The organism is Bartonella japonica (genome assembly GCF_040545385.1).
In the GTDB taxonomy this organism is placed as follows: domain Bacteria; phylum Pseudomonadota; class Alphaproteobacteria; order Rhizobiales; family Rhizobiaceae; genus Bartonella; species Bartonella japonica.
Map to the genome: position 1 here is coordinate 110,180 of NZ_JBEPLT010000001.1, position 18,586 is coordinate 128,765.

The window sequence follows — 18,586 nt, forward strand, 5'->3', positions numbered from 1 at the left end:
AACTCCATGATAAAACATAATCAATATTATATGATGGTGTTTTCTTTCCGCTTCTTCAATGGAACAGGTGTAAAATGAACAAAAAAGACGAGAAAATAAACAGACAAAACGAACCCACTCATCAACAGCAATCGCTTTCCCCTGCAGCACAACGTGCTCTAAATGAAGCTGAGGAAAGGCGTAAAAATGAAAAAAACGAAGAAAAACCCTTAGAAAATGGTGGACGCGGTGGCAAAGATCCCTCACGCTATGGAGACTGGGAAATCAAAGGACGGGCTATTGATTTCTAGTCATTGGCTTCATAAAAAACAAATATTGGCTTAAAAAATCAAACATCCTTTTGAGGAAATCTGTTTTTATCTATTAAAAATGCATAACAATCATTCTGCTCTATAAAAACGTGCATACAATAAAATAAAAACAGCTCCTAAAAAAGAGGCACGGCAGTAAAGACACTTCACGCTATGGAGACTAGGAAATTAAAGTCCGTGCCATTAACTTTTAACAGACAAATATTAACTTAAAAAATAAAATATCCTTTCAGAAGAAATTCAATTTTATTTACCCAAAACGCATAATAACTATTCTTTTCTGCAAACACTTTAAAGACATTTTAAACATAATCATGCTTCTTCTGCTGGAGCAGCAGCTGCTTCTTCAGCAGCTTGTTGTGCAGCAGCAATACGTTCTTGAGCCTTTTTGCCAGGTTCACCTTTATGTGGATTATTGCGGGTTGGACGTTTTTTCAAGCCAACCGCATCTAAAAACCGTAACACGCGATCTGTTGGCTGCGCCCCTTGACCAAGCCAATATTGAATACGTTCTTCATCAAGTTTTACACGCGGTCCATCTTTAGGCAACATTGGGTCCCATGCACCAACACGTTCAAGAAAGCGTCCATCGCGCGGACTACGAGCATCCGCAATAACAATGTGATAGTAAGGACGCTTTTTTGAACCTCCACGGGACAAACGAATTTTTAATGCCATATTTTATCTCCTATATCAGTCCTGGCTTTCGTTTAAATTGATTTAGTTTTTTTGCCCTTCGGCAATCATCTCATGATGATGTACAACCTCTTTAATGATAAACTTAAAAAGTCTTTCAGCAAAATCGGGATCGAGATGACTATCTATAGCCAACTGCCGCAACCGCACGAATTGTCTGTGCTCACGTAGAGGATCAACTGTAGGCAAATTATAACGCGCTTTTAAATGCCCAATTTCTTTTGTACATCGAAAACGCTCTGCCAAAATATGAATCAGCGTTGCATCAAAATTATCAATGGATTCTCGTAACTGCGCCAATTCATTCAATATCTTTTCCTGCATCATGCTCCCTTCCCTCCTTACATCTTATTTTTTCTTGGGATTGTGAGGAAATTTTTCTCTATTGGCAAGACCACTAGAAAGACCAGGAAACATAGGAGTACGTCCAGGAAGACCGGGTAATACTCCCCCTCCATGGGTACCTTCAATTTGCTTTTGCAATGTTAACATTTTTTTTGGATCCAACCCCGACAAATCAGGCATAATCTGAGCATCTTTGCCAGCCTCTCCCAAACCTCCAAAACCTATCTTAGAACCAAGCCCTCCTAGCATTTTTCCCATCAAACCGCCTTTTCCTTTGCCTCCCATAGCTTTAACCATATCAGCCATTTGACGATACATTTTTAAGAGCTTATTAATATCAGCAGCAGTTGTACCAGATCCCTTGGCAATCCTTTGTTTACGACTATGTTTCAAGAGTTCTGGATTGGCCCGCTCGAAAGGTGTCATTGATGAAATAATAGCCAATTGACGATTAAACAAATGATCATCAAGTCCCGCAGCAGCAATTTGATCTTTTACCTTACCCAACCCTGGCAGCATCCCCATGATTCCGCCCATTCCTCCAAGTTTTTTCATTTTTTGCAATTGTTCTGCAAGATCATTGAGGTCGAATTTTCCAGCCTGCATCTTTTTTGCAAAAGCAGCAGCTTTCTCATGATCCATTGTTTCAGCAGCTTTCTCAACCAAAGAAACAATATCACCCATTCCCAGAATACGATCGGCAATACGACTTGGATGAAATTCTTCCAGAGCATCTATTTTTTCACCGATTCCAATTGCTTTAATCGGCTTTCCTGTAACAGCACGCATTGAAAGAGCCGCACCACCGCGACCATCACTATCCATACGTGTTAAGATAATTCCTGTAATTCCTACTCGTTCATCAAAAGAACGTGCAAGGTGAACAGCATCTTGACCCGTAAGACTATCAGCAACCAACATAATTTCATGGGGAGATGAGCAAGCTTTAATTTCAGCCAATTCAAGCATCAAAGCTTCATCAATATGGTTGCGCCCTGCTGTATCAAGAATCAGCACATCATAGCCACCCAATTTGGCAGCTTGTACCGCACGTGTTGTAATATCGACGGGAGACTGCCCAGCAATAATAGGCAAAGTAGCAAGTTTTGCCTGTTCTCCTAACTGGCGTAGTTGTTCCTGTGCCGCAGGACGACGCGTATCCAACGATGCCATGAGAACTTTTTTATTATTTTTGTCTGTTAAACGTTTAGCCAACTTTGCAGTTGTCGTTGTTTTTCCGGAACCTTGCAAACCAATCATCATCATAACAACAGGTGCCGGTGCGTTTAAATCACTCAGAACGCCTTCATTGCCAAGAATATGAACCAACTCGTCATGGACAATTTTAACAACCATCTGTCCAGGTTTAATTGATTTAACAATTTCGGCTCCAACGGCTTTTTCACGAACCCTATCCATAAAAGAACGTGCAACATCAAGTGCAACATCAGCTTCCAATAAAGCACGACGAATTTCACGCAGCGCTGTTGCCACATCCTGATCTGACAAAGCACCACGTCCTGTCAAATGAGACAGTATGGAACCAAGCCGTTCTTGTAAGGACTCAAACATTATTTACCTCATTGCTGCATAACAAACAAACCAAATTGGCATCCGAGGACGCATCGCGTTGTCGGACGTTGACCTCTGAGATCTCTTCATACCCTTAAAATTGGGGTCTCAGTCGGTGGCTCCAAGTCAATTTTGTTACTGAAAGCTCGCTCTTTCAAACAATAAAAGCCCCTCTTTGTCAAGGTTTATCATACAATACTTCAAAAAGACAATAAACATTACACTTTTCATTTCCCCTCCTCAACGCGTATAAATCGACCTGTTTCCTGCTCTAAACTCCATAATTCACCACTTGAAAGATCAAACCAAACTCCGTGTAATGTCAAAATACCTTGCCCTCTGCGTGCCTTTATCCAAGGAAATGTTTCTAAATTCCTCAAAGAATGATATATAGAAAGCTGTTCTAATGCGATCTGCTGCTCTGATACTGTCAGCGATTTATTGCTAACAATTGTTTGCACTGCTGGAGATAAAAGGCTAATCCACTGACCAATAAAATCATTTGATGATAAAGATCGACACGTCTCCTTAAGAGCAGCACTTATCCCCCCACAATGGGCATGACCAAAAACAACAATATGCTTAACTTCAAGCAATTGCACGGCATATTCAATAGCTGATGAAGTTGCGTGATATTGATTATCAGGAGAAAAAGGAGGAACCAAATTTGCTACGTTGCGCAAAGTAAAAATTTCGCCTGGCTTAGCATCAAAAATTGTTTCTGGTATTGCCCGCGAATCACAACAAGCAATGACCAAAATTTCAGGCTTCTGCCCTTCAATTGCTAGTTGTTGATAACGTGCTGTTTTATATGCAAAATTATTCTTTAGAAAGGCTTGATAACCGCTTAAAAGTCTTTCAGGCAAACGCATCATTCTCTATTTACTTTCATTTTTGTGTATCTTTAAGAACAAATTATCAACATACCAAGATACTAAAAATATCCTTATCACAGACGTAAAACATTTCCTCATAGTAGCAGATTATTACTATAAACTGGAAGAAACAAAGTTATTCTCTCCAAATAAATCTCTATTCCCTATAAAAATAAGATGCTACACTGGAGAAAATCTTATAAAGACTTGTTCTTATAAAAAGATTTTAAAGAGCACAAAGAGAAAAAGGGACAATCACTGTGTTAAAACAACAAGCATCAGAGATAAAAAGCAATCAAAATGAAATAGAACAAATTCTTTTTGCTCATACCGATAAAGAAGATATTGTCTATTATGAAAACAAAGAACTCCAAAAAGCTGCTACTGTCGCCATTAATGCTTTTAATCTTCATAAAGCAGGGGAAAGTACCATCTACTTTGAACAAAATTTAACACGCGGAAACCAACCAATAACAGTTATTACACTTGTCAACGATAATAAGCCCTTTCTCCTTGATTCTATTTTAAACGTCTTTAATCAGAACAAAAACCACATTTATTTGATTGCACACCCTGTTCTTGAATGTGCTTCCGGACAACGCATCAGCTTGATGCAGATCCACATTGAGTTCCTAAACGAACAACAAATACAAAAACTCAAAGACGAACTTAATTTAGTCCTTAAACAGGTCAATGCCGCTGTACAAGATTGGCAACCAATGCTTGAAGAAGTTAAAAAGCATATCCATGCTTATCAAACAAGTCTTCCAACACACTACAAAAAAGAGGGAAAAAAAGCCATTGAATTTCTTAATTGGCTGATGGACGATAATTTCATCTTCCTTGGTATGCGTACTTATAACTACAGCAAAGACAAAGAATCTTCAAAATCCTTTACAACAAGCACTATTGCACTGGGAATTCTCACCAATGCCTCTATTCGTATCATTGGTGATACGCGTGTGGAAGAACCTCCTGAGGAAATCCTCTCTTTCATGGAAAGTGATAACCTCTTTATTGTAACAAAAGCCAATAACCGCTCAAAAATTCACCGTTCTGTTTGGCTCGATCATGTTGGTTTTAAAATCTTTGATAAAAAAGAAGACAAACTATGTGGAGAATTGCGCATTGTAGGATTGTTTACTTCTTCAGCTTATACGCGCTCTATTTTGCAAATCCCTTTTTTAAAAGAGAAAGCCCAAACCATCATTCAACGCCTTGGACACAATCGCACTGACTATTCTGGAAAGGCGCTTCTCAGTGTTTTAGAGACCTATCCAAGAGATGAAATGTTCCGCTCTGACATTGATACATTGACGGAAAATGCCAAACTGATTATGCAACTCGATGAGCGTCCACGTTTGCGAGTTCTTGCCCATACGGATTCTTTTGGGCGCTTTGTTTCTATTCTTGTTTACATTCCACGTGATCAATATAGCAGCAATATTCGCGAAAAAATCGGTAAATATTTTGTTGAGCTTTACAATGGTGATTTTTTTGAGTCTTACCCATTGTTTCTGGAAAGTACCCTTACACGGGTCCATTATATTATCCATCGCAAAGGGAAAGGGAGTGCTCCTCTTATTGAACGCGCTACACTTGAGCAACATATACGTTCTATCGCACGAAGTTGGGAAGAATCTGTTCAAGCCATAGCCATTACGCGCAAAACAACGGAACAACAAACACGTTTGGCTAGCCAATTTCCAAACAGCTATCGTGATTTATTTTCAGCTGAAAACGCCATTGAAGATGCCGGACATATTTTAAGTCTTCATGATGAAAAACCGCTTTTTGTTACCTTTTATAACGCACATAATAAAGAAAAACAAAATATTTCTCTGCGGCTTTTTCACCGGAATGAAGCACTTGCCCTTTCTAAGCGTGTACCACTCTTGGAAAATATGGGTTTTCGAGTCATTGCTGAACAAACACTTGAATTGCCGGATGGCAATGGAAACTCTGTGTATCTTCATGATATGCAACTGGAAAGCACTTTCCAACTATCCATTGATTTCGATAAAAACGGTCAAAAATATGCTGAAACATTTGAAGCAACTTGGGCTCAAAATGCTGATAATGATGCCTTTAATTCTTTAACCCAAACAGCTGAACTGAATTGGCATGAAATTGTCATTTTACGCCATTATGGACGCTATCTCCAACAAGCTGGAATTCCTTATTCACAAGACCGCGTTGCCCAAACTTTAAATTCCTATCCTGATATTACTCAAGATCTTTATGCTTTGTTTCACTTGAAATTTCATCAAAGCCATACAGAGAAAGAGCGAGCAAAAAATCAGCACATTATTCAACAACGCATTGAAGAAAAATTACAAAGAGTATCTGGTTTAGATGATGATCTCATCTTACGCCGTTATCGCAATCTTATCGAAGCAAGTTTACGCACCAATGCCTTTACCCCTCTTTCAAATGGTAGTCCACGGCGTATTTTAGCAACCAAGTTAGATCCCCGCCAAATCGAAGGCTTACCTGAACCACGCCCCTATCGGGAAATTTTTGTTTATGGACCAGAAGTTGAAGGTGTTCATTTACGTTTTGGCCCTATCGCTCGCGGTGGAATTCGCTGGTCTGATCGTGCACTGGATTATCGCACTGAAGTGCTAAGCTTAGTCAAAGCGCAACAGGTCAAAAATGCCGTTATCGTTCCTGTCGGTGCAAAAGGTGGATTTTATCCTCATCGCCTTCCACAAACCAATGATCGTGCGATCATCATAGAAGCTGCACGACAAGCTTATATTGATTTTATCACAGCTTTGCTCTCCCTCACAGATAATTTGGTGAACGATAAAATAAGTCCTCCTGACAACATCGTCTGCCATGATGAACATGACCCTTATTTCGTTGTCGCTGCTGATAAAGGCACGGCGACATTTTCTGATACAGCCAATACCATCAGCCAAGCGAACCACTTTTGGCTTGATGATGCTTTTGCCTCTGGAGGTTCAGCAGGATACGACCACAAAGCCGTCGGTATTACAGCAAAAGGTGCGTGGGAAGCAGTTAAAAGACATTTTAGAGAATCTTTTAATCACGATATCCAAACAACCCCCTTCACCTGTGTTGGTGTTGGTGACATGTCTGGAGATGTTTTTGGCAATGGAATGCTTCTTTCCAAACAGACAAAACTTATCGCTGCCTTTGATCACCGTGATATTTTTATCGACCCAGATCCAAATATCGCTGAAAGCTATGCAGAACGTATGCGCCTTTTTAAGCTCCCCCGTTCAAGTTGGCAGGATTACGACCAAACAAAATTATCAAAGGGTGGTGGTATTTTTTCACGCACAATGAAAACGATTACTCTTTCACCCGAAGCAGCACAAGCCATTGGTTTCGAAAAACAGACAGGAACTCCCTTTGAAATTATCTCTGCAATTCTCAAAGCACCTGTTGATCTTTTATGGTTTGGAGGCATTGGTACTTATATTCGTGCAACAACAGAAACTGATGCTCAAGTAGGAGACCGTGCAAATGATGCATTACGCATTACTGGTGAACAAGTTCGTGCAAAAATTATTGGTGAAGGTGCTAATCTTGGCGTTACACAACGTGGTCGGATTGAATATGTCTTAAACGGAGGACGATGCAATACAGACGCTATTGATAATTCCGCAGGTGTTAATTGTTCAGACGTTGAGGTCAATATCAAAATTGTTTTAGCATCAGCACTACGTGCAAAAACGCTTACCCGTGAGGCACGGAATCAACTCTTGAAAGAAATGACTTCACAAGTTGAACAATTGGTTTTGCGTAACAACTATTTGCAACCTCTTGCTCTTTCTCTAGCTGAAAACCAAAGCATTACTGATTTACCTTATCAAATACAATTTATGCATGATTTAGAACAGAAAAAACTTCTGGATCGTAGAGTTGAAATTCTCCCTAATGAACAAATTTTGCGACACAGAATAACACAAGGTCAAGGACTGCTACGTCCAGAGCTTGCTGTTATTTTGGCATATGCTAAATTAACTCTAAAAGAACAGATCGTCCATAGCCCCATTATTGATGATCAGTATTTTAATGCACTTTTATTGCATTATTTTCCAACTCAAATTCAGGAAAAATTTAAGAAAGAGATTATTAATCACCAGTTGCGTCGTAATATTATTGCAACGCAGCTTGCTAATGATATTGTAAATCGTGGAGGACCTACTTTTGTTAGTCGGCTACAAGATGCAACAGAACAAAAAGTTGAAAATATTATTCGTGTTTTCATTGCACTGTGCGATGGTTTTGAAATACCTCAATTGTCTGATCATATTGATAAGCTTGATAATAAAATACCTGGACTTGTCCAAAACAAATTCTACGCAGCCATTACTTCAATGCTCTTTGAGACAACAAATTGGGGGCTACGCAATATGGACTTTTCTGCCCCATTAGAAGAACTTGTAAAAACAATAAAGCAAGCCCGTACACTTATTAAAGAATTGCTTACACATTCCAACGATAAAGATATCAATCAAAAAATTAAAGAAAAAACGGCACATTATAGTGAAGAAGGAGCGCAAAAAACTTTAGCAAAACAATTGGCTCTCTTGGAAGCTGCTCCAATAATTTGTGACATTTCTTTGATTGCAAAACGGAGTAACAGCGACCTTATTAAAACCGCAGAGATCTATTTTTCACTTGCTCAAACCATTCGGATCAACCGTATTAATGAGGCAAGTCAAACAGTCCTTGTTCTTGATTATTATGACAGTATGGCCTTAAATCAAGCTAAAGAAAATATTGCTGAAAGCTTACGAAAAATTGTTATGAAAATCCTGAAAGATTATGGAAAAAAAGATAATCCATTTGAAGCTTGGAGAAAGGCAAAAGAAGATCAAATTCACAATATCACAAACCGCATAGGTTCTCTCATTGAAAATGATCTCAATATTTCTCGTTTTACCTTTGCAGCAGGTATGATTGCACAACTTTAAGCCCAATATTTGAAGTTTTAAATAATATCTTTTAGATTTAGAGTGGTGCAAAACGACCAAATTTAAAAAACTAATTTTATCCACCCATGTAACCAACAAGGGTGGAAGGAAGTGTCGTTTACACTTTTACACTCATTGCCTAAATGAATTTAAGCATAGCGCCAAAAGAGCAAAAGATAATTTATTCGTAGCTTGCGAGAAAAACAAAAGAAGATCAAATTCACAATATCACAAACCGCATAGGTTCTCTCATTGAAAATGATCTCTATATTTCTCGTTTTACCTTTGCAGAAGATATGATTGAACAACTTTTAGTCCAATATTTGAAGTTTTAAATAATATCTTTTAGATTTAGAGTGGTGCAAAACGACCAAGTTTTAAAAAACCTAATTTTACCCGTCCATGGTTAATCAACAAGGGTAAGACGGGATAGCCCTCTGCACTTTTAGGCATAGCACCTAAAATAAAAAATAAAGCGTGTAAATTTTTAGTTTGCTCAGGAAACAAGCGTTGCAGAATCGTAAGAAATTTTATGTGTTGCACCACAACAAGTTTAAATTCTGCAGTCAAATATCCTTCATCATCAAAAGAAAAAGGCCCACTAACACGCATCCCTCCGCCTGAATGAAAAGTCAATTCGCTATGTTTTAAAAAACCACTTTTTCCATACAAACGCCATTTCCAAGGACCTGTCCCATTTTTAAACAGATGAGGCACATCATTAAAAGTCCATTTCAAATTGCCATCAATTTTTGGAAAATCAACAAAATAAGGAGCGAAAAATACGGAAGCGTCAAAATCATCGAAAGTCATGTGCCCTGACAAATTATTCTTCTCTTGTTTAAGATCAAGTCGCAAAAATTCTGCCGTTATTTTCTGCGACGTATTCTCCTTGTCTAAAGAAAACACATTATCTAACGGAGACATAATCACATCTAAAGTATCTTTTAAAGATGCTTGCTCTTCGATATCTTCTTGTATCATCTCCTGTTTTTTCGTCTGTGATCTCAATTTTCCTTGAAATTTCTGATCCTCGAGAGATGAAGCAATGGTAAAAATTTCAAGCCCTTCGACCATAAATTTAAATGTTTTACCCATTCTCCAATAAGGTTCCGTTTGAATCACCAGATTGCGCCAGCGCGATACCACAGGCGTTTTTTGAGAGAAAACAATTGATGCAGGAGAATGAATGTTAAACTCGACAAAATGAGGTGTATAAATTGGTGTACCAACAGTTAAACGCGCAGTTAATAAAGAAAACCTGTGTAAAGGCCAAAAAAACTGAAATTGATCACAAGCAACACCGACACGTAACGGATAACCATTCTTGCGTAGTTTCTCACACACAACTATCATATTATGGGCAGACGCCTTTGCAAATAAATCAGAAATACGATCTTCTATTTTATGCGAAAAAAACAGTGAGCTATAAATAAGTATGAGAAAAAAAATAACCCATAAATCAAATATCCCAAAGAAACACTTTTCCGTATTGAGATTAATTGAGATAACGCAGACAAAATAAAAAATTTCCTTATTTTATGACAATGATCAAAGTTCTTAGTTCTCATGCAGATGTTTAGTTCTCATACAGATGTGATGGACACACAAAAATCCGTTGCAATGCGTTTTCGAACCATTGGCTCAAAGCTTGATCATAGATTAAACGACCTTTTAGATGTTCGGAAGCGGACTGAGCACCTTTTTCGGTCAGTTTATGTGCCGAACGCACAACTAAACGTCTCATCATAGCACGCGTAAACTCAGCGTGGAATTGCAAACCCCATGCATTTTCCCCATAACGAAAAGCTTGCGTAGGATATATGTGACCTGTTGCCAAAAGTTCTGCATCCTCAGGGAGATCATAAATACCTTCATTATGAAAATGATAGACCATTCTTGGCCAATTCATCAATGCTTTGCCCTGTGGAGTAGCTTCAAGTGGATACCAACCAACTTCAACAATTCTATCACTTCTTGTACCAACACGTCCTCCTAGATTTCGGGCTAACATCTGCGCTCCAAGACAAATACCCAAGAAAGGCTTATTCTCTTTCAAAGACAAAGAAATCCAGTCAATTTCTTCACCAATATATGCCTCCTTGTCATTCACACTCATCTGCCCCCCTAAAATAACAACACCAGCATAATGCTTCAACGTCTCAGGAAGTTTTTGTCCCAAAATAGGTTGATAAATATCAAGAACAAAACCACTTTTCTGCAAAAATTTCCCCAATCGACCAGTATAGGTAGATCGGCGATGCATAACCACCGCAATCCTTGGTTTACTCTTTATTTGCTTTTTACCAAAACATCTTTGATCTAAAAACATTTTTTAACTAATCACTTTTAAAACCAAGCAAAGTTTTATATCTCACGCGTAAGAAAAGAATTTCGGCAAACAATATTGGCTTCGACCACGTTTTAAAAACCAATCTCATCTATCCATAAATAACCAACATGCTTCTTCTCTCTAAAACAGTCGAAATTTCTTTTTCGATAAAGATTCCTCTTCTTCTTCTGTTTTAATACCTGGATCATCAACATTTAAGTGAGTTTGTTTTAATGTCTTCACACCTTCTTTTTCTGTCTGCACATTCCGCAAAAAAGGATCCTCTACAGGAAGATATTCTTCAAGCACTTTATCTTCAACACAAGCACTTTTCTTCACGATATTTTCTTTATTTTGTTTTTTTGACGTAATATTGGTAACTTCTGTAATACTGGCAGCCTCTAATGTAAAGGGAGGCATATGGGAAGGAACTTTCCATTCAAAACACCCCAAACGTCCACTTATTGGAGAAACCGGCAACCAAGAAGGGAAAATGGCATCATCACACATCCACACTGGATCACGTTCAGCACGAAGTGCTAGAGAAAGCCATTGACGCACAACACCCTGATTATTTCCCTGAGCTTCCTCAATATTTGCCAACAAGAGATAAACACTTTCCCGCGGATAATATTGAAGTGCTTTTTGTGCCTGCTCTCTTGCGAGTATCGTTTCACCAGCATCCAGAGCAGCTTTAGCAATAAGAAAAGCCGACTCAAATGTATCTTTATTATAAGAAGCAAGTGTCTTTGCCCTTTTCAACCGCCCAACAGCGCCGGCTTCTCTTTCAAGATAAAGTGCCCCTAAATCAGGATGAGGTTCTTTCTGCCAAGCTGCAATAACCATTTTATCAGCTTTACGTGTTTCATTTAATTTATAAAGAATATCAGCAGCAATCACTGTTATTGGCACAAAATCCGGCTCTAATTTATGTGCTTTCAAAATAGCTGCACGTGCTTGTGCAGGATATCTTTCAAATAAATGAAGGGCTTGCCCACTTAACAGCAAAACCTGTGTATGTTGAGATTCTACAGTTGAACGGATCGAGCGTGGTAAAGCTTTTTGTGCACGTTCAAAAACAGCAAGTGCTTTATCCCACTGCCCGCTCATACTAAAATGCTCAAGCGTGGCTTTATGAGCCCATGAAAGTGCTGGTGATAAAGCCAAGGCTTCTTCTGCATATTGTTGAGCTGCTTCGTAAGCTTTATTCTTGATAGCTTCGCGAAACAAACCGTAAAGCCCAGCTAATTTTGTTGGTGTTTCCTTTCTCATTTCCTCATAAATGCTGATGGCAGAAGAAGAATTATTTTGCAAAGATAAGGTCTGGGCTTGTAAAAGTTTCACCAACGGCTCATGTGTGTCTGAAAGATATTTACCAACACGTGCTCCCATTTGTTGGGCTGCAACGCTATCACCCGCAAAAACTGCAAGAATCCCTTTTGAAAGAGCTTCATAACCGTGTTTTTTATGCCGTTTATAAAAGTAATTGGAAAGAGTACTGGGTAGAGAAAAAAGGACATACAAAAGCCATCCTAAAAACGCTAAAGTTCCTAAAAACAAAATAAGCAGACTTAAGACAGTAAGCAGTGAAGCTGAAATTCGAAAATGCAAAAATGTTAAGACCAAAACACCATTGTGATGAGCCACCCACCCAAACGCTAGCCCTAGCATGCATATAACAAAACTATAAATAAAAACACGTATCATCTTCAGCCTATTTACATTTTTGTTTCCTTAAAAGATTCTTGTTGCACAGACACCAACAACTTCTGAAGAAACTGATGAATAGCCATGTGTGTTTCAAGCTGATGAACAAAATCCCATGAAATATCTTTCGCATTTTGGGGTAATGTTTGCCATTCGTTCAAAGCTTTTTCGTAATTACCTGCTTGAATGGCAACTTCCATCCGCGCCGCAATCGCTTCCAGCGTCATACCTTCAACATTTCCAATCGGCCGCGAAATAATAAGACCTTTCATCCATATTAAAATCCGTTTAAAAAATCCCGTATCTGAAAGAGCACTATTTTGCGTTGCAACAATTGTATCCGCAACATGCGCAAAATCAGCTGCAAGTTGTGTTGCACTTGGAAGACCTATAGTGGCTGTCTTTTGCAACAAATCCAAACCATCAATTGCAGGTGATAATTGTTGTAACAGCTTTAATTCATCACTATAAGACCCACCACGTTCTATAGCATTTTTCAGCGCACTAATTGCAATAAACAATTCAGTATTTATTGCTTTTTTCTCATCCTTTTTAGCCGCAGTATCTTCCTGCAGTGTCTCTAACCGTTGCTCTAAGACAGCAAGAGCACTGGCATTATTTTGCCCAACGGATAAAGCTGTTTCTATCTTTTTTGAAATTTCCACAAAAGTTTGTGTGGACTCTTCAAGAGCTTTCACTTTTTCCTCTAAAATAGTAAAATCTCTTCTGCTTTCTTTTTGCAATTCTTCATCATTTTGCAACGTTTCAATCTGTTGTGATGAAAAAGAAGTCAACTTTGTTTTTAATGCATCAATTTCTTGCAGAACACTTCTCAATTGCTTCATTGTTTCTTCACTTTGACCTTTTGCTGTTTCAGCAATTTGCAAAGCTTTTTCGCCTTCATCACGATTTTCTACAAAAGAAGAAGGAACCAAATCCATCCATTGAAGTCCTATAAAAAGACTCAAAGCAATAAGACCACCACAAATTCCTGAAATAAGAAAACAAAGCCAAGTCATATGAAATATGCATTGCTTCTGCGTATTTTTCTCGCTCTGTTTTTCTATTGCATCCAATTCTACTGAACTTGGCGCAATTTTTTCTGAATCATGATTCACAGCTTCATGTGCAATTACAGACTTCTTGCGACGATTACCAGCATAATGAGGTTTAACTTTTTCTTTTAAAGAATCTACCATCTTAGTCACTTTTTGTGCACAACTTCTCTTCACGATAAAATAACAAAATGAAAAAATCTTTAAAAAATTAAGAATTTCGCAAAGAGCACAAATTATTTCAAACTCTGTTTGTAAAGAATATAGCTTCACTAAAATTTTCAACACCGCATTTTCATTGGGAACAATAAAATTATATATTTTATTCAATAAGATTTTTTAAATATACTGACTATTCTATACTAAAAAATACAACTTAATTTCTTACCAACACAGCCATTATATTAAGAGGATATGTTAAGATGCATTTTTTTATGGAAGAATCAGCTTCAAGAGAAGTTCTTTGCATCTTTACCTGTTCGTGATACCCACTCAGAGAAAGAATTTTTAACATAAGGTTTTGTTTGAAATGCGCCTGTTGGGAATAGAAACAAGTTGTGATGAAACTGCTGCTGCTGTTGTTGAATACAACAATGAAGGCAATAGTCAAATTCTTTCCAATATTGTTTGGAGTCAAATTGATCATCACGCACCTTACGGTGGTGTTGTTCCTGAAATTGCAGCCCGTGCTCATGTTGAAATTCTCGATAGTTTAATTCTGAAAGCTTTGACAGAAGCGAACACAAAATTAAAAGATATTGATGCCATTGCAGTCACAAGTGGTCCTGGATTGATAGGAGGACTTTTGGTAGGCGTTATGAGTGCAAAGGCACTCTCTCTTGCCACTGGAAAACCTTTTATTGCTGTCAATCATTTAGAAGGACATGCTTTAACAGCCGTGCTAACGCATAATGTCTCTTTTCCTTATTTACTGCTATTAGTCTCAGGTGGTCATACACAAACAATCCTTGTGCACGAAGTAGGAAACTACCAACGTTTAGGGACCACCATTGACGATGCCTTGGGAGAGGCTTTTGATAAAACAGCAAAACTCTTAGGTCTGCCTTATCCTGGAGGTCCAGCACTTGAAAAAGCTGCTTTATTGGGAGATAAAAATCGCATTTTTCTTCCCCGACCTTTAAAAGGTGAAAAACGATTAGATTTTTCCTTTTCAGGACTCAAAACCGCTGTTCGGCAAGCAGCAACAGCCATGGCTCCTCTTACAGAAACTGATATTGCTGACATTGCAGCAAGTTTTCAAGCAGCAGTTACCGATACAGTACGTGATCGCGTTCAGCTGGCTTTGCAACACTTTACTCAACAGTATCCCCTTCATCAAGGACAGCATCCTCCTGCTTTAGTCGTCGCTGGGGGAGTTGCTGCTAACCAAGCCATTCAATCTACATTGCGAGAGCTTGCACATCAGCATGGTTTTGAATTTATAGCTCCCCCTCTTTCCTTGTGTACTGACAATGCTGCGATGATTGCTTTTGCTGGAGCACAAAAACTTGCACGAGGAGAAACAAGCCCTCTTGATATTGCCCCTCGCTCACGTTGGCCATTAGATGAGAAAGCAACCCCCTTGATAGGTATGGGACGCCGTGGCACAAAAGCATAAGAAAATAACTTAGCGCTTAACATTCAATATATTGATTTATAATAATAATTTGCTATTTTCATGTTGAATGAAAATCCCGAATAGAGGTTTTTTCATTGAGACTCGTTTATCTTGAATCCATCAAAACCATTCTCTTTCACATCACAATATGAGTTGATATGTAAGTAAAAATCACTTCAAAAAAGACTAAAAATGCCTCTTATGAACCGTCAAATGCAAGAGCTGTCGTAAAATCTAAAAAATATAATGATGGTGCCAGCTTATGACAGTAATATGTTTACAACAAAGATAAAGGTAGGAAAATAGTTTGCAAACAATTTCAGCTTTTATATGCCAAGTCGAAGTATAGCACATCGCATAAGAAGCATTTTTCTAAAGCGATTGTTATCCCCACACCGATCCCACTTACGCTACAAAGAAACAGTTTCAATTCATTCACCATAACGTGAGGTTGTAATAAGAGATTTTACCTGTTACCCTTACAATTTTAATCTTTGACCCTTTGGAGGAGTAATTTTCCTGCACCGTTTTTTCAACTCAGCACAATCACAGAGTGTTCTTTCTAGATCAAAGTCACAAAGCAACTAAACTTGCCACGCCATAGTAGCAACCCATAGCTCATTTCTCCAATACACACACATATTTTCCTTCTAAAAGTGAAATGACACCACACAATCCATAAAACAGCGAGAAAGCATAGAGTGTTATTCTCCTACAATTTGATTATTTCTAAAAAATAAACCAATCGATCATAAACTTTCACCTCATTTTAAATCAAAAATCATGCTTGGCTGCACTCAATAATCTTATATAAACACTTATGTTTTATGAAAGATAAACGATCTATAAAAGGAGAGCGCATGGCTTATTGGCTTTTTAAATCTGAACCTCAAAAATGGTCATGGGACATGCAAAAGAAAAAAGGCACGGATGGCGAACAATGGGATGGTGTACGCAATTATCAAGCCCGTAACAATATGCGTGCCATGAAATATGGTGATAAAGGTTTTTTTTATCATTCTAACAAAGGATTAGAAATTGTAGGCATTGTAGAAGTCTGTGCTGAAGCACATCCTGATTCTACGAGCTCTGATCCACGCTGGGAGTGCGTAGATATCCGTGCACTTTGTGATATGCCGACACCTGTTTCATTAAAGCAGATTAAAGAGAATCCAAAATTAGAAAATATGGTGCTCGTCAATATGAGTCGTTTATCAGTACAACCCGTGACAGAAAATGAATGGAAAGAAATTTGTTTGATGGGCAACCTTAAAGTTGAAGAGCTCTCTTAAAACAATAATCTTTGTTCGTCGACTTATGTTCGGTAAAAATATTCCATATCACGGCAGAAGGGTGCAATACCTCTTTTTGTTTGCATGTAATTTTCTCATGCCAAATGCATAAAGACAGTACTTCCTCTTGCTATTTTTGATTCCATCACATTCCAATCCAAGCTAAAATAATTGTATAAATTTTATCTTCACGATGCATATTCTCAATACTGTTATCGCAAGTAGAAATGCATTGATTTATAATAATTATCCTTTTGCATATCAAAAACGCATTTTTGTTGCTTCTTGAACAAGAATCCTGAATATTTTAAGATATCATTTCAAATTGGGTTATGTTGAATCATTCAAAACTATTCTCTTGCACGTCATAAACCCAGTTATCGTATAAAGAAAAGCTGTTTAAGATGCTTCTTATGAACTGTTTTAATACAAGAGCTGTCACAACAACAATAAGCTAAAAAATACAATGATAGTATCGGATTGTTACTTCATAAGGAAGACACATTAAACGATCATAATCAGCATCACCACTCGCTTCACACCAATCATCTTGCATTCGAATAACAGAGAAAAAATGAAACCGAATATAGAAAGAAACGATAAAAAATAATTGTCAAATCCTCTAAATAGTACATATGTTCTAAAGATGTGAAACCATCTCCTTCAGCTTGAAAACAGAAATAGCAAAATGCTCGAGAGCACAAAAGAGTGATTTTGACCAACGCACTATTTTCTTCTTGTTGACAAACAATCATAGAAACAACAAAAAGGCGTTTTTGAGAAGATTTTTTTAATTTTCCTTGCATGCAATCACATTTTTCATGAAACTACTCTCCACTTATTGGTGCATCAACATATCTTGTAAGGGAAAAAAATGAACCTCTACACTCTTTTAATCGTTGCAGAAGACAATGATCTGCGCCCTATTTTGGTAGAACAACTGCAAATGCATAAGGAATTTGAAGTCCTTCAAGCAAGAACAGCTGAAGCAGGAATAGCAATAACCCAAGAAAAGAATATTGATCTCGCTATTTTGGATATTGAACTATCTGACCTTGATGGACGTAAAGCGGTCAAAAAATTACGCTCTCAAGAATTTCGTGCTCCCATTATCATGATTACAAATCATGATACAGACTGCGATACCCTTTTAGATCTTGAATCAGGCGCCAATGATTACGTAATAAAACCCTTTCGCTTTGCAGTATTATTGGCACGGATTCGCGCTCAATTACGCCAATATGAACAAAATGATGATGCAATTTTTTACATCAGTTCCTATAGTTTTAAACCTGGACAAAAACTTCTCATTGATCAACATAACAATAAAACGCGTCTCACAGAAAAAGAAGCAGCAATTCTTAAATATCTCTATCTCACCAATAACCAAATCGTAAGCCGCGAAACATTGTTAGAACAAATTTGGGGTTACAATGAAAACATTATTACCCATACCTTAGAAACGCATATTTATCGTTTACGACAAAAAATTGAAAAAGACCCCTCCAATGCGCAAATTCTCATTACCGATCAAAACGGCTATCGCTTAAACCTTTGAAGCTTCTCCAACATCGAGTGCTTCAAAAATAACTTTGATAATATCAATTTTTCTCTAAAAATAAAAAATGAAATGAGATATAACATATTGATTTATAAAAGTAATTAATTGTCTTATAAGCTGAATGAAAGTTCCGAATAAAGTAAAATTATCTCATTGCAAACCCACATTATAATGAACTGTTTGCTGGCACATCAAAATTAGAACTCGCATGTGAATAAAAATCGTTTGAGATCGAAGGCGATATAGCTTTCATGAACTATCTCAATATAA

13 protein-coding genes are annotated in these 18,586 nt (G+C 37.7%); 5 read left to right on the forward strand and 8 right to left on the reverse strand.

Annotated elements, in window-relative coordinates:
* The first annotated feature begins 74 nt into the window (after nt 1–74).
* Nucleotides 75–290, forward strand: a complete 216-nt coding sequence (locus tag ABID39_RS00520) for a DUF1674 domain-containing protein (RefSeq protein ID WP_354184963.1) — start codon at nt 75–77, stop codon at nt 288–290.
* A 333-nt stretch (nt 291–623) separates the two neighbouring features.
* Here the strand turns inward: ABID39_RS00520 and rpsP are convergent, their stop codons facing one another.
* From rpsP to ABID39_RS00540, 4 genes are all read right to left on the reverse strand, one after another.
* Nucleotides 624–989 (reverse strand): 30S ribosomal protein S16, encoded by a 366-nt coding sequence (rpsP, locus tag ABID39_RS00525; protein WP_354184965.1) that lies wholly within the window; start codon nt 987–989, stop codon nt 624–626.
* Between the two features lie 42 nt (nt 990–1,031).
* On the reverse strand, nt 1,032–1,331 hold the full coding sequence (locus tag ABID39_RS00530; protein WP_354185367.1) for a chorismate mutase: 300 nt from the start codon (nt 1,329–1,331) through the stop codon (nt 1,032–1,034).
* 24 nt (nt 1,332–1,355) lie between these two features.
* Nucleotides 1,356–2,924 (reverse strand): signal recognition particle protein, encoded by a 1,569-nt coding sequence (gene ffh, locus ABID39_RS00535; protein ID WP_354184967.1) that lies wholly within the window; start codon nt 2,922–2,924, stop codon nt 1,356–1,358.
* A 227-nt stretch (nt 2,925–3,151) separates the two neighbouring features.
* Nucleotides 3,152–3,799 (reverse strand): carbonic anhydrase, encoded by a 648-nt coding sequence (locus ABID39_RS00540; RefSeq protein WP_354184969.1) that lies wholly within the window; start codon nt 3,797–3,799, stop codon nt 3,152–3,154.
* Between the two features lie 260 nt (nt 3,800–4,059).
* Here ABID39_RS00540 and ABID39_RS00545 point away from each other — a divergent pair, with 260 nt between their 5' ends.
* Nucleotides 4,060–8,751 carry an NAD-glutamate dehydrogenase gene (locus tag ABID39_RS00545; RefSeq protein ID WP_354184971.1) on the forward strand — a complete coding sequence of 1,564 codons (4,692 nt, stop codon included), beginning with the start codon at nt 4,060–4,062 and terminating at the stop codon, nt 8,749–8,751.
* A 351-nt stretch (nt 8,752–9,102) separates the two neighbouring features.
* Here ABID39_RS00545 and ABID39_RS00550 read toward each other — a convergent pair whose 3' ends face one another.
* The 4 genes from ABID39_RS00550 to ABID39_RS00565 form a co-directional block, all read right to left on the reverse strand.
* On the reverse strand, nt 9,103–10,107 hold the full coding sequence (locus ABID39_RS00550) for a DUF2125 domain-containing protein (RefSeq protein WP_354184973.1): 1,005 nt from the start codon (nt 10,105–10,107) through the stop codon (nt 9,103–9,105).
* 223 nt (nt 10,108–10,330) lie between these two features.
* Entirely contained in the window at nt 10,331–11,083 is a 753-nt protein-coding gene (locus ABID39_RS00555; protein ID WP_354184975.1) for a glutamine amidotransferase, read from the reverse strand.
* 141 nt (nt 11,084–11,224) lie between these two features.
* Nucleotides 11,225–12,790, reverse strand: a complete 1,566-nt coding sequence (locus ABID39_RS00560; protein WP_354184977.1) for a heme biosynthesis protein HemY — start codon at nt 12,788–12,790, stop codon at nt 11,225–11,227.
* Between the two features lie 11 nt (nt 12,791–12,801).
* A complete protein-coding gene (locus ABID39_RS00565) occupies nt 12,802–13,989 on the reverse strand; it encodes a COG4223 family protein (protein WP_354184979.1) in 1,188 nt (395 codons plus the stop codon).
* Nucleotides 13,990–14,374: 385 nt separating this feature from the next.
* On the opposite strand from ABID39_RS00565, the gene tsaD reads away from it, so the two are divergent.
* The 3 genes from tsaD (at nt 14,375) to ABID39_RS00580 (ending at nt 18,313) form a co-directional block, all read left to right on the forward strand.
* Nucleotides 14,375–15,463: a tRNA (adenosine(37)-N6)-threonylcarbamoyltransferase complex transferase subunit TsaD gene (gene tsaD / locus ABID39_RS00570; RefSeq protein WP_354184981.1), complete on the forward strand. Its 1,089-nt coding sequence runs from the start codon at nt 14,375–14,377 to the stop codon at nt 15,461–15,463.
* Nucleotides 15,464–16,323: 860 nt separating this feature from the next.
* Entirely contained in the window at nt 16,324–16,755 is a 432-nt protein-coding gene (locus tag ABID39_RS00575; protein WP_354184983.1) for an EVE domain-containing protein, read from the forward strand.
* A gap of 874 nt (nt 16,756–17,629) precedes the next feature.
* The gene (locus ABID39_RS00580; RefSeq protein WP_354184985.1) at nt 17,630–18,313 is read left to right on the forward strand and encodes a response regulator transcription factor; all 684 of its coding nucleotides are present in this window, start codon (nt 17,630–17,632) and stop codon (nt 18,311–18,313) included.
* The last annotated feature ends 273 nt before the right edge of the window (nt 18,314–18,586 follow it).

What these genes read in the sequence shown, in the direction of transcription:
- ABID39_RS00580 (WP_354184985.1), top strand. Translation starts at nt 17,630, where the DNA reads ATGAACCTCTACACTCTTTTAATCGTTGCAGAAGACAATGATCTGCGC.
- ABID39_RS00575 (WP_354184983.1), top strand. Translation starts at nt 16,324, where the DNA reads ATGGCTTATTGGCTTTTTAAATCTGAACCTCAAAAATGGTCATGGGAC.
- ABID39_RS00520 (WP_354184963.1), top strand. Translation starts at nt 75, where the DNA reads ATGAACAAAAAAGACGAGAAAATAAACAGACAAAACGAACCCACTCAT.
- tsaD (WP_354184981.1), top strand. Translation starts at nt 14,375, where the DNA reads ATGCGCCTGTTGGGAATAGAAACAAGTTGTGATGAAACTGCTGCTGCT.
- ABID39_RS00560 (WP_354184977.1), bottom strand. Translation starts at nt 12,790, where the DNA reads ATGATACGTGTTTTTATTTATAGTTTTGTTATATGCATGCTAGGGCTA.
- ABID39_RS00530 (WP_354185367.1), bottom strand. Translation starts at nt 1,331, where the DNA reads ATGCAGGAAAAGATATTGAATGAATTGGCGCAGTTACGAGAATCCATT.
- ABID39_RS00540 (WP_354184969.1), bottom strand. Translation starts at nt 3,799, where the DNA reads ATGATGCGTTTGCCTGAAAGACTTTTAAGCGGTTATCAAGCCTTTCTA.
- rpsP (WP_354184965.1), bottom strand. Translation starts at nt 989, where the DNA reads ATGGCATTAAAAATTCGTTTGTCCCGTGGAGGTTCAAAAAAGCGTCCT.
- ABID39_RS00555 (WP_354184975.1), bottom strand. Translation starts at nt 11,083, where the DNA reads ATGTTTTTAGATCAAAGATGTTTTGGTAAAAAGCAAATAAAGAGTAAA.
- ffh (WP_354184967.1), bottom strand. Translation starts at nt 2,924, where the DNA reads ATGTTTGAGTCCTTACAAGAACGGCTTGGTTCCATACTGTCTCATTTG.
- ABID39_RS00565 (WP_354184979.1), bottom strand. Translation starts at nt 13,989, where the DNA reads ATGGTAGATTCTTTAAAAGAAAAAGTTAAACCTCATTATGCTGGTAAT.
- ABID39_RS00550 (WP_354184973.1), bottom strand. Translation starts at nt 10,107, where the DNA reads ATGATAGTTGTGTGTGAGAAACTACGCAAGAATGGTTATCCGTTACGT.